We start from the raw sequence: 11,443 nt of genomic DNA, 5'->3' as shown, positions 1-11,443 counted from the left end.
CATGAACACCCTGCTCGACGGCCTCAAGCTCCCCGAATCCGCCCGCTGGCACGACGGCCGCCTCTGGCTGGCGAACTGGGGCGGCGGTCAGATCCTCGCCGTCACGCCCGGCGGCGAGAGCGAACTGATCGCGAACGTGCCGGCCGCGATGCCGCTCACCTTCGACTGGCTCCCCGACGGCCGCCTGCTCATCGTCGACGGCCCGAACGCCCGCCTGCTCAACGCGGACCTGAGCACCTACGCGGACCTGAGCCCGGTCGCCTCCCTCTGGAACGAGGTCGTGGTCGACGGCCGCGGCAACGCCTTCGTCAACGGAATGAACGACTTCCAGGCACCCGGTGTCATCGCCGTCGTCACCCCGGACGGCGAGGTGCGCCAGGTCGCCGACGGCATCCTGTTCGGCAACGGCATGGCCGTCACCCCCGACGGCGGAACGCTGATCGTCGCCGAGTCGTACGGCTGCAGGCTCACCGCGTTCGACATCGCCGAAGACGGCTCGCTGTCCAGCAGGCGGGTGTGGGCGGACCTCGGCGGTGACCACCCGGACGGCATCTGTCTCGATGCCGACGGTGCGGTCTGGTACGCGGACGTGGCGGCCAAGCACTGCGTCCGCGTCCGCGAAGGAGGCGAAGTACTTCAGAAGGTCGAATCCGACCGAGGCTGCTTCTCCTGCACGATCGGCGGCGAGGACGGGCGTTCGCTCTACGTCCTCGCCGCCGAGTGGCACGGCTGGGAGAACCCGTTCGGCGACGGGCCGACCGGGCAGGTCCAGGTCACCGGAATCGGCTAGCCGATCGCCTCGGAGGTCGCCTTGGCCATCTTCAGGGCGTTCTCCTTGCACACCGTCTGGTTGACCGTGCCGGACGGGTCGGGGCCGGTCACGATGATCTCGCCCTCGACGTTGCCCTGGTAGAACTTGATCTGGCACTGGCTCGACGAGTCGAGCTTGGTGTGCACGGCCTTGGTCGCCTTCGCCATGCTGGGGATGAGCACGCCGCCGTCGGTCACGGCGTTCTCGACACTCGCCTTCGCCCACTCCTCCCCGGCGCCCGAGCCCGGCTCCTTCGACTTCGACAGGTACATCGAGACGGTCGCCGAAGGCGCGTTGGGCTCACGCCAGCTGCAGGACGAACGGGTGTAGGTGATGTCGTCGTTCGACGTGCTCGCCGGCTCCTCGCCCTTCGGCGTTTCGAGCGGCGGCAGGTTCCGGATCTTGCTCCCGATCCGCTCGCAGGCGGGCATGGAGGTGTACTTGTCCGGCGGGCCGGTCTTCTTGGACGACGTCGGCGCCGCGGTCGGCGACGAACCGGAGTCGGACAGCAGCAGGAAGGCCGCGACCCCGCCACCGCCGAGCAGCACCACCGCGCCGATGACGAGGCCGACGACGAGCCCGGTGTTCGACTTCTTGGGCGGCGGGCCGTATCCGGGCGGCGGGTATCCCGGATATCCCTGCGGCGGATACGGCTGCTGAGGTCCCTGCTGATAGGGCGGTCCGGGCTGCATGCGGAGAGGGTAAAGCCTCGCGAAGGTCCTTAGTGGACGAACGCCGCAACTGGGCGCCGAATCACTCTCCGGATAGGGGAAGGCCCCCTTCCCAGCAGGAGGAAGGGGGCCTTCACGTACTCCAGGGGTGGATCAGACGGTCAGCGACCAGCTGTTGAGCGAGCCGGTGTCGACCCGGTAGACGTCCTGGACCTTCAGCTTCCAGGCACCGTTCGCGGCCTCGGACGAGACGTTGGCGGTGTAGGTGGTGTTGATGTTGTCGGACGAGTCGTTGCTCGAGTTCTTCAGGCGGTACGAGCTGCCGTCCGGCGCGACCAGGTCGATGACGAGGTCACCGACGTAGGTGTGCGTGATGTTCACCGCGACCTTGGTGGTGGCCGAGGCGTTGCGGGCGCAGTTCGCGACGGTGATCGTGCTGGTCACCGCGGCACCGGCGTCGGGGATGGCGACGACGCCGCTGTTGGTCTGCGTGCCGCAGGGGGTGGGCTCGGGGCCGGGGCCACCGCCGGTGCCCGTGTAGAGCAGCACGTTCGGCGAACCGGTGCCCGGGTTGGTCACCTTGTCCTTGGTGCCGTTGGCGACCAGCGCGTCACGGACCTGCTTCGGCGTGGCCGACGGGTTGGCGGAGGCGTACAGGGCCGCCGCGCCCACGACGTGCGGGGTCGCCATCGAGGTACCGCTGATGGTGTTGGTGCCGTTGTTCAGCCACGTCGACGTGATACCGCTGCCCGGCGCGAAGATGTCGAGGCAGGTGCCGATGTTGGAGAAGCTCGACCGCGCGTCCGTGTTCGTCGTCGAGCCGACGGTGATCGCTTCCGGCGTGCGGGCGGGCGAGACGTTGCACGCGTTGGCGCCGGTGTCGTTACCGGCCGCGACACCGTAGGTGATGCCTGCCGCGATCGACCGCTGGACGGCCTGGTCGAGCGTCGTCGAGGCGCCGCCACCGAGGCTCATGTTCGCGACGGCGGGCTTGACGGCGTTCGCGGTCACCCAGTCGACACCGGCGATGACGCCGGCGGTCGTCCCGGAACCGGAGCAGTTCAGCACGCGGACGGCGACGAGCTTGACGCCCTTGGCCAGACCGTGCGCGGTACCGCCGATGGTGCCGGCGACGTGGGTGCCGTGACCCTGGCAGTCCGTGGCGTCGTTGTCGTTGTCGACGGTGTCACGGCCGTGGGTCGCGCGCCCGCCGAAGTCAGGGTGCGTGGTGAGGATGCCGGTGTCGACGACGTACGCGGTGACGTTCGACGCCGTGGTGCTGTAGCTGTACTTCTGGTCGAGCGGAAGGCTCTGCTGGTCGACCCGGTCCAGGCCCCACGACGGCGGGTTCAGCTGGTCCGCCGAGATCGAGACGGTCTGGTTCTGCTCCACGTAGGCGACGGCGGGGTCGGCGGCGACGCGCTTCGCCTGCTTTTCGGTCAGCGCGCCGGAGAAACCACGGACCGAAGACGCGAAGGTCTTCTCGACCGTGCCGCCGTGGCGCTGGGTCACGCTCTTCGCGGTGGCTTCGACCGACGAGCCGTCCTTCAGCACGACGATGTAGCTGTCCTTGATCGCCTTGTCGCTACCCGCGTTGACGATCGAACCTTCGGCCGCCGACGCGACGGTGGTGCCGCCAAGCGCCGTCAGCACGGCGACGGCCGCGGCCACGCCGAAGGCGGGCAGTCGTCTCTTCAAGGTTCCCAGGGAATTGTTCAAGATATTCCTCCCAGGCAGGGTCGACCCACGGACATGAAGAAGCCCGCCGGATCGTTGGGGTGACTCAGAGGTGAAGCGCGTTCCACTTAGGAGCGCAGGCTGAGACTAAGTGGCGGATTCACCCCAAGGAAGACCTTGCATTACGGACATCCCGGTAGTATTGGACGCCGCGTCGACGCGGTTCGGGCACCGTTCAGCCCCCGCCTTTAGTCGCGTTTTACCGCCGTACGGCCCACGAAGAATTGGGGATCCGCACATCTGGTGGTCGTTTTCCGTCCCCCCGGCCGTTTCAACGCCGTGGAAGTACACACGGATGGCCGCCTACTAAAGTCGCGACCTGCGGCCGCGGAAATCGATTTCCATCCTACCTTCGGATGGAGCACACTCGGCCGCATGCTGCTCCGACAGGAAACCCAAGCCGACCGCGAGGCGATCCACGCCGTCCATCTGGCCGCGTTCGAAAAACTCAGTGTCCCGGTGGTCGAGGCGAAACTCGTCGACGAACTGCGGGAGGACGGTGACCTGATCGGCGCACTGTCCATCGTGGCCGAACGCGACGGGAAGGTCGTCGGACACGTGTGCTGCAGCCCGGCCAAGCTCGGCTCCGACGAGAAGTCGACGGTCGGTCTCGGCCCGCTCGGGGTCCTGCCCCAGTACCACGGTTCGGGCGCCGGCTCCGCGCTCGTGCACGCCGTGCTCGGCGCGGCGGACGCGCTCGGTTACGGCGCCGTGGTCCTGCTGGGCGACCCGAACTACTACTCCCGCTTCGGTTTCGTGCTCGCCGCACAGCACGGGATCACGCCGCCGGTCGCGGAATGGGCGCCGCACTTCCAGGTCCGCACCCTTCGTGCATACACGCCCGCTCTCCAAGGCGAGTTCCGCTACTCGCCCGCTTTCGACCGCCTCTAGCCCCTCCCGCATTTAGTCCTCTGGATGTACCCGCATCCAGAGGACTAAATGCGTGGGGTGGTCAGGCGGGCGCGAGAAGGCCGTGCCGGCGCAGGAACTCCTCGGCGACGTCGAGCGGGTTGCGCTTCTCCTCGCTGAACTGGACGTTCAGCTCGGTGAGCTCCTCGGTCGTGAGCACCGCCGAAACCCGGTTCAACGCGTCGGCCTCCTTCGGCGACAACGTCCCCTTCGCGACGAGCGGGACGATGTTCTGCGCGGGGAACATGTTCTTGTCGTCCACCAGCGGGACGAACCCGTTCGCGGCGATCGTCGACGACGTGCTGAACAGGTCGGCGACCTGGATGTCGCCGGATTTCAGCGCGGCGACCGTGACCGGGCCGCCCGTGTCGGTCGTGCGGATCTCGGCGAACTCGCAGCCGTAGAGCGTCTTGATCTTTTCCTTCCAGCGGCTGCTCCACTGACCGGGACCACCGAAGACGAATTCCCCGCACCGCTTGCCGAGATCGGAGAAGGTCCGGATCCCGGAATCGGCGAGTTCCTTGCGCACCACCAGCAGGTCCTTGTCCTCCGCGGGCGCCTGTTCGAGGACCTCGAACCCGGACGGCACCTTCTGTTTCAGCTGCGCGTAGACGTCCTGCGGCGTGGTCGCCTGCGTGTCCTTGTCGAAGTAGCGCAACAGGTTCCCGCTGTAGTCCGGCACCACCGAAAGTGATTTGTCCTGCAGGGCCTTGACGACGACCTCGCGGCTGCCGACCGGCGGGCGCACCGTCACGTTCTCGGCGCCCGCGTTGCGCAGCGCGCCCGCGTAGATCTGGGCCAGCAGAAGGCTTTCCCCGACGTCGGACGCGCCGATGATGATGTCGCCGGTCGTCCCGCCCTCGGCACCTCCGGCGAGCGGATTGCCGCATCCCGTCGCCAGCAGGGCGATCCCGGCGAACAACGCCGCCACCGTCCGCCTCATACCTTCGCCTTCTTCCCGCTCGCCGCCTGCGCCAGCCGAACTCCCTTGGGCACCAGCACCCGCTGGACACCCGCCAGCGCGAGATCCAGCACCACGGCGAGCAACGTCGTCAGCACCGCGCCCGCGACCACCTGCGGATAGTCCAAAATGGCCAGTCCGTCGAGCAGGAACCGGCCGAGCCCGCCGAGCCCGACGTAGGCGGCCACGGCGGCCGTCGCCACCAGCTGCAGCACCGAGTTCCGCACCCCGCCGAGCACCAGCGGCAGCGAGATGGGCACCTCGACCTTCCACAACCGTTGCCAGCCGGTCATTCCGATGCCCTGCGCCGCGTCGACCACGCCGTGATCGGTCGCCTGCAGGCCCGCGTACGTCCCGGCGAGGATCGGCGGGATGGCGAGCACCACGAGCCCGATGATCGTCGAGAGCTCGCTTTCGGTGAAGAGCAGGAACAGGAAGGTCACCAGCCCCAGCGTCGGCAGCGCGCGGATCGCGTTGCCGCCGCTCACCAGCAGCACCGCGCCGCGGCCGGTGTGCCCGACATAGAGCCCGAGCGGGATCGCGACGAGCAGCGCGAAGACCAGTGCCAGCGCCGTGTAGCCGAGATGCTGCAGCAGCCGGGCCGGGACACCGTCGGGGCCCTGCCAGTGCGCCGGGTCGCCGAACCAGTTCAGGACGTCGCCGATCATTTCGCCCCCGCCGTGGTCGCCACCCGGTCCCAGGGTGTGAGGACATTGCGCAGCTGGACCAGCACCATGTCCACGATCAGCGCGAGCAGCAGGGTCGCGACGATCCCGACGACGATCGGCGAGAAGTACTCGCGCTGGAAGCCGTCGGTGAACAGCACGCCGAGCCCGCCCGTGCCGATCAGGGCGCCGACGCTGACCAGGCTGATGTTGCTGACCGAGGCCACCCGGACGCCTGCCGCGAGCACCGGCACCGAAAGCGGCAGCTCGACGGCGAGGAAGCGGCGCGCGGGTTTGTAGCCGAGCGCCGTGGCCGCGGCGACGACGTGCGGCGGGACGGCGTCGAGCGCGTCCAGCACCGGTCGCACGAGCAGGGCCGCGGTGTAGACGGTGAGCGCGACGATGACGTTGACGCTGTCGAGGATCTTGGAACCGATGATGCCCGGGATCACCACGAACAGGGCGAGCGACGGGATCGTGTACAGCAGATTCGACACCACGAGCAGCACGGAACGCACCGCCGCGAACCGGTGGCCGAGCCAGCCCGCCAGCACCGCGATCAGCAGGCCGAGCGCCAGCGGGACCAGCGAGAGATAGACGTGGTCGAGCAGGTCGCCGAAGAACTGCGACCTGTTGTTGGCGCTGCCCAGGTAGCGGCCGAGCTCCGCGAAGAAGTCCCCCATCAGGAACTCAACGACGGCGCTTCGATCACTTCGAGGACTTGCTTGGCTCTGACCACGCCGAGGACCTTCTGCTCGGCGTCGACCACGACACCGAGGCTCGCGGGCGACGAAAGCGCCGCGTCGAGCGCGCCGCGGATCGGCGAACCCTGGACGTACAGTGATCCGCCCGCGACGAGATCGGTCTCCGCCAGCTCACCGTCCACAGTGGACCCTGGGCGCAGCCAGCCGCGCGGCTGTCCCGCCGCGTTGACCGCGACCTGCCAGTCTTCGGACGGCCCGGGGGCGGGCTTGCCGACCTCGACCCGTTTGACCTCTTCGACGACGATCCCGTCCGCCGAAAGGAAGGACAGCCCGCGATAGCCGCGATCCTTGCCCACGAAGGACGCGACGAAGTCGTCGACGGGGTGACGCAACACGTCCGATGGCGTGCCGTACTGCGCGAGTACCCCGCCGACGCGGAGCACCGCGATCTTGTCGCCGAGCCGCACGGCCTCGTCGATGTCGTGGGTGACGAACACGATCGTCTTTCCCAGCTGCGACTGCAAACGCAGCAACTCGTCCTGCAGCTCCTCGCGGACGATCGGGTCGACGGCGGAGAACGGCTCGTCCATCAGCAGCACCGGCGAATCCGCCGCGAGCGCCCTGGCGACGCCGACGCGCTGCTGCTGGCCGCCGGAAAGCTGGGCGGGGTACCGCTTGCCGAGTTCCGCGGGCAGGCCGACGGTTTCGAGCAGCTCGGCCGCGCGTTTGCGCGCCTTGCCCTTGTCCCAGCCGGACAGCAGCGGCACGGTGGCGACGTTGTCCAGCACCGTCCTGTGTGGAAAGAGGCCGGCGTGCTGGATGACGTAGCCGATGCCGCGGCGCAGCAACGCCGGGTCGCCGTCGCTGACGTCCTTGCCGTCGAGCAGCACCGTGCCCGAGGTCGGCTCGACCATCCGGTTGATCATCCGCAGCGACGTGGTCTTGCCGCAGCCGGACGGCCCGACGAAGACGGTGATCGTGCCGTCCTCCACGGTGAGGTTCAGGTCGTCGACCGCGACCGTCCCGTCCGGATACCGCTTGGTCACGCCACGGAACTCGATAGTCACGTGTCTCTCCCCATGTCTGGTCGAAAAACCGTAGCCCAGATCCTGCCTGTTGGCACGGTGTCCCAGGGACCGGGTTACTAGGCTGCTGCCCGTGAGTCCTTCCGTCGAAGACGTCCTCGCGGCGCACGGTGTCCACGTGCGACCGCTCCATCAGGTGATTTCCCTGCTCCGGACGGATTGGCGTGACCTCGGCGAACTGGTCCGGATCAGCACCGCGCCGCGCCGGAGCGTCGAAGACGTCCTGAACGCGCTCGGCGACGACCTCGAGCGGAACGAGTCCCGCTTCCGGCTGGCCCCCGCCGCGCGCGAGAAGTACGGGCGCTTCGGGGCGCGGGACCGGAAATCCGACCCCGAGCTGCTGAAGATCATCACCAGCTACGTCGAGAACGTGCCCACGCCGCTGGCCGCGCTCGACCACGTCCAGGCGACCCCGGAAACGGTGCTGAACCGGGCGTTGTGGCTGGACGAGCGGTACGACCTCGGCACGGCGAAGCTGCTGTTCCTCGGCGACCACGACCTCACTTCCCTGGCCGTGCGCGCGTTGCGGCCCGACGCCGACCTCACCGTCGTCGACCTCGACGATCGTGTGCTGGCCTACATCGACGAGCTCAGCGAGCGCTCCATCCACACCCTGCACACGGATCTGCGCGTCGGCCTCCCGCCATCGGTGACCGGGCGGATGGACCTCGTGTTCAGTGATCCGCCTTACACCCCCGAGGGAATGGGCCTGTTCGCGGCGCGCGGGGTCCAGGCGCTCACCGAACCCTCGGACGGGCGGTTGCTGCTCGCCTACGGCTACAGCCCGCGCCATCCCGCTCTGGGCGCGCAGGTGCAGCGGGCGCTCGCGACGCTCGGGCTGACCTTCGAGGCGATCCTGCCGGACTTCAACCGGTACTTCGGCGCGCAGGCGATCGGGAGCGCGGCCGACCTCTACGTCTGCCAGCCGACCGCGAAATCGAAGAAGAACCGCGGCGGCAAGGGGAAGGCCGCGATCTACACGCACGGCCCGCAGTCGGTGGAATCCGCCGGCGCGGCCAAGCCGTCACTGCTGGACAAGCTGCACGAGATCGCCACCGACGGCGGGCTGGCGCTCGAATCGCGTCCGGTCGACTGGTCCGTCTCCGGCCCCGAGGGCGACGCGGTCGCGATGGACCTTTCGGCCGACCCCGGGCCGTGGCTGCTGCGGACCCTGCTGGGCACCAACGCGCGACGGCTGGCGCTGCTGGTCCCGAATTCGCATCCCGACCTCACGAACGCCGAGGCGCAGGCCGCGCTGAACCGGCTGATCGGCGCGAAGTACAAGCTGCGGTTGTTGCGGAGCACCCCGGACAACCGGCACGCCATCGTCGTCGCGGACGCCGTCGCCCACCAGGAAGAACTGCTGACCCGGGCGCACGCGCGGCTGGCGAACGTCTCGCTGGACGTACCGCCGGACCTGACGGACGCGCGGCTGATCGACCTGCCGCGGCACCGGCTGGCGGAACTACTCGGCTGAGCGTGTCATCGGAACTTCATGCGGCCTTCCTAGGTTCAGTCCCATGTACGAACCTCAAGGCCCCGGAACGCCGATAGCGCAGCCGTACGGGTACGCCTACCCGCCGGGGCCTCCGCCTCAACGCCCCAAGACCAGTGGCCTCGCGATCGCCGCGCTCGTACTGGGCCTGGCCGGTTGCCTGCTGCTGCCGTTGCTCCCCGCGTTCATCCTGGGCATCATGGCGCTCAGTCAGACCGGTCCCGGGAAACAGCAGGGCCGGGGCCTGGCGATCGGCGGCCTCGCGGCCGCCGCGTTCTGGACCATCGGCTGGATCGCGCTGGCCAAGAACACCATGGGCGACCTGGACCGCCACACCGCGAGCCCCCCGAGCGCGAGTTGCGCGACCCCGCCGGCCGGACACGCCGACGCCTGCACCTTGAAGCCGGGCGAATGCTTCGAACAACCCAGTGTCAAGGGTACGTTCGCCACCGTCGAACTCACCTCGTGCGGGAGCGCGCACGCAGCCGAAGCTATCGGGGCCTTCACTCCGGCGGACACCTCCTGGCCCGGTGCCGAAAAGCTGCGAGCGGAGGCCGTGGGCGAGTGCCGCCGGATCATGGAAAAGAACGTGGACCGTCCGCGGCTCGAGGCGTCCGGCGTCCACGCCGAGCTGAGCTACATGGGGCCCGGACGCGAGAGCTGGGAAAACGGCGTGCGCACCGTCTTCTGCACGATCTACTCGCCCGACTCGCAGCTGACCGGTTCCGTCCTCGTCCCCGGCGCCGATCTGTCCATCCCCACCGGCTGACGTGCGTGACCCCCACACGCTGTGAAAGGCCCCTTCAGTGCGAATTTCGCACTGAAGGGGCCTTTCACAGCGCTTGAGCGAGCGTGAGAGAGACCGTCACACCACGCCGTCGGCCTCGGCGGCCTTCGCGACGGCCGCCGCCACCTCCGGCGCGACGCGCGGGTCCAGCGGGCTCGGGACGATCCGGTCCGGGCCGAGGTCGTCCTGCGCGACGGCGAAGATCGCGTCGGCCGCGGCCAGCTTCATGTTCTCCGTGATCGCCCGCGCGCCGGAGTCCAGCGCGCCGCGGAAGACACCGGGGAACGCCAGCACGTTGTTGATCTGGTTCGGGAAGTCGCTGCGCCCGGTCGCCACGATCTTGGCGTACCGCGACGCCGCGACCGGGTGGACCTCCGGGTCGGGGTTGGACAGCGCGAACACGATCGCGTCGTCGGCCATCCCGGCCAGCAGCGTCTCGTCGATGGTCGCCCCGGACAGGCCGAGGAAGACGTCGGCACCCCGCAGCGCCTCGCCGAGGCCGCCGCGCAGACCGGCCGCGTTCGTGGTCTCGGCGAGCTTCTGCTTGATCGGGTTCAAGCCCTCGCGGCCGGAGTGGATGATGCCGCGCGAGTCGAGCACGGTGACGTCCGCGACGCCGGCGTTCTGCAGGATCCTGGCGCAGGCCACCCCCGCCGCGCCCGCTCCCGAGACGACCACGCGCTGGCCGGAGATGTCCTTGCCGAGGACCTGGTTCGCCCCGCGCAGCGCGGCCAGCGTGACGATCGCCGTGCCGTGCTGGTCGTCGTGCATGACCGGGCAGTCGAGGGCCTCCTTGAGGCGGTCCTCCAGCTCGAAGCAGCGCGGCGCCGAGATGTCCTCCAGGTTCACCGCGCCGAACGACGGACGCAGCCGGACCAGGGTCTCGATGATCTCGTCGACGTCGGTGGTGTCGAGCACCAGCGGGATCGAGTCGAGCCCGCCGAAGGTCTTGAACAGGACCGACTTGCCCTCCATGACCGGCAGCGAGGCGCTCGCGCCGATGTCACCGAGGCCGAGCACCGCCGTACCGTCACTGACCACCACGACCAGCCTGTCCGCCCACGTGTACCGCTTCGCCTTGGCCGCGTCCTCGGCGATCGCACGGCTCACCTTCGCCACGCCAGGCGTGTACGCGACCGAAAGGTCACGGGGCGAGGAGATCGGGCGCGTCGCGGCCACGGAGAGCTTGCCGCCCTCGTGGCCCTCGAAGATCTCGGTGTCCGTCACTGGCGTGGTCATCGTGGTTCCCGTCATTGCTTCCGCCGTGTCTAAGGACGGCGGAGTCTCGATTCGAGCGAAGGTCATGGGATTTCTTCTCCTGGGACTGCGAGCGGGGGAACTGGCCGGTGAGCAGGCCAAAACTGGGCATGGCCCGGCCACCTGGGGTAACTCGTCCTCCGACACGGCAGCCCAGCGCGGTAGCGCCGGCCTGTCGGCGAAGCGTCCAATCGGCCATCGGTGCCGTGGGTGTGGCGACGGCCGCGGACGCAGCGGTCGGATCATTGTGACAGGCGTGCGGACCAGTGTGCCCCTCTGGTGCGGTTCATGTCACAAACGGGCCCGGCTTTCCGCAGCTCAAGAGACCTTTCGCAAGACGTCCATCCGGTTTGGGAAGGGC

Annotated in this window: 11 protein-coding genes; 4 read left to right on the top strand and 7 right to left on the bottom strand. The window is 68.9% G+C overall.

From position 1 onward, the window contains the following. Window position 1 precedes the first annotated feature (1 nt). Window positions 2-790 carry an SMP-30/gluconolactonase/LRE family protein gene (locus NQK81_RS32190; RefSeq protein WP_257484466.1) on the top strand — a complete coding sequence of 263 codons (789 nt, stop codon included), beginning with the start codon at window positions 2-4 and terminating at the stop codon, window positions 788-790. Here the strand turns inward: NQK81_RS32190 and NQK81_RS32185 are convergent. Then, the gene (locus tag NQK81_RS32185) at window positions 787-1,503 is read right to left on the bottom strand and encodes a hypothetical protein (protein WP_257484465.1); all 717 of its coding nucleotides are present in this window, start codon (window positions 1,501-1,503) and stop codon (window positions 787-789) included. The genes NQK81_RS32190 and NQK81_RS32185 overlap by 4 nt on opposite strands. A 132-nt stretch (window positions 1,504-1,635) precedes the next feature. After that, window positions 1,636-3,201, bottom strand: coding sequence for a S8 family peptidase (locus NQK81_RS32180; protein ID WP_257484464.1), 1,566 nt, complete (start codon window positions 3,199-3,201; stop codon window positions 1,636-1,638). 393 nt (window positions 3,202-3,594) lie between these two features. Between NQK81_RS32180 and NQK81_RS32175 the strand changes: the two genes are divergently transcribed. Next, a complete protein-coding gene (locus NQK81_RS32175) occupies window positions 3,595-4,110 on the top strand; it encodes a GNAT family N-acetyltransferase (RefSeq protein ID WP_257484463.1) in 516 nt (171 codons plus the stop codon). Window positions 4,111-4,171: 61 nt separating this feature from the next. Here NQK81_RS32175 and NQK81_RS32170 read toward each other — a convergent pair whose 3' ends face one another. The 4 genes from NQK81_RS32170 to NQK81_RS32155 are packed head-to-tail and all read right to left on the bottom strand — an operon-like array spanning window position 4,172 to window position 7,525. Beyond that, a complete protein-coding gene (locus NQK81_RS32170; protein WP_257484462.1) occupies window positions 4,172-5,071 on the bottom strand; it encodes an ABC transporter substrate-binding protein in 900 nt (299 codons plus the stop codon). Next, window positions 5,068-5,757, bottom strand: coding sequence for an ABC transporter permease (locus NQK81_RS32165; RefSeq protein WP_126735722.1), 690 nt, complete (start codon window positions 5,755-5,757; stop codon window positions 5,068-5,070). The genes NQK81_RS32170 and NQK81_RS32165 overlap by 4 nt, the downstream gene beginning before the upstream one ends. Further along, on the bottom strand, window positions 5,754-6,437 hold the full coding sequence (locus tag NQK81_RS32160; RefSeq protein ID WP_257484461.1) for an ABC transporter permease: 684 nt from the start codon (window positions 6,435-6,437) through the stop codon (window positions 5,754-5,756). The genes NQK81_RS32165 and NQK81_RS32160 overlap by 4 nt, the downstream gene beginning before the upstream one ends. Further along, on the bottom strand, window positions 6,437-7,525 hold the full coding sequence (locus NQK81_RS32155) for an ABC transporter ATP-binding protein (protein ID WP_257484460.1): 1,089 nt from the start codon (window positions 7,523-7,525) through the stop codon (window positions 6,437-6,439). The genes NQK81_RS32160 and NQK81_RS32155 overlap by 1 nt, the downstream gene beginning before the upstream one ends. Before the next feature lie 91 nt (window positions 7,526-7,616). Here NQK81_RS32155 and NQK81_RS32150 point away from each other — a divergent pair, with 91 nt between their 5' ends. Together NQK81_RS32150 and NQK81_RS32145 are read left to right on the top strand one after the other, a co-directional pair. Beyond that, entirely contained in the window at window positions 7,617-9,020 is a 1,404-nt protein-coding gene (locus NQK81_RS32150; RefSeq protein WP_257484459.1) for a bis-aminopropyl spermidine synthase family protein, read from the top strand. A 43-nt stretch (window positions 9,021-9,063) separates the two neighbouring features. Then, window positions 9,064-9,807 carry a DUF4190 domain-containing protein gene (locus NQK81_RS32145; protein WP_257484458.1) on the top strand — a complete coding sequence of 248 codons (744 nt, stop codon included), beginning with the start codon at window positions 9,064-9,066 and terminating at the stop codon, window positions 9,805-9,807. Window positions 9,808-9,903: 96 nt separating this feature from the next. Here the strand turns inward: NQK81_RS32145 and NQK81_RS32140 are convergent, their stop codons facing one another. Next, window positions 9,904-11,079 carry an NAD(P)-dependent malic enzyme gene (locus NQK81_RS32140; protein WP_126735727.1) on the bottom strand — a complete coding sequence of 392 codons (1,176 nt, stop codon included), beginning with the start codon at window positions 11,077-11,079 and terminating at the stop codon, window positions 9,904-9,906. Window positions 11,080-11,443: the final 364 nt, after the last annotated feature.

The organism is Amycolatopsis roodepoortensis (assembly GCF_024628825.1).
In the GTDB taxonomy this organism is placed as follows: Bacteria; Actinomycetota; Actinomycetes; order Mycobacteriales; family Pseudonocardiaceae; genus Amycolatopsis; species Amycolatopsis roodepoortensis.
The sequence above is the reverse complement of the archived record's forward strand: the minus strand, read 5'-3'. Positions and strand labels throughout refer to the sequence as shown.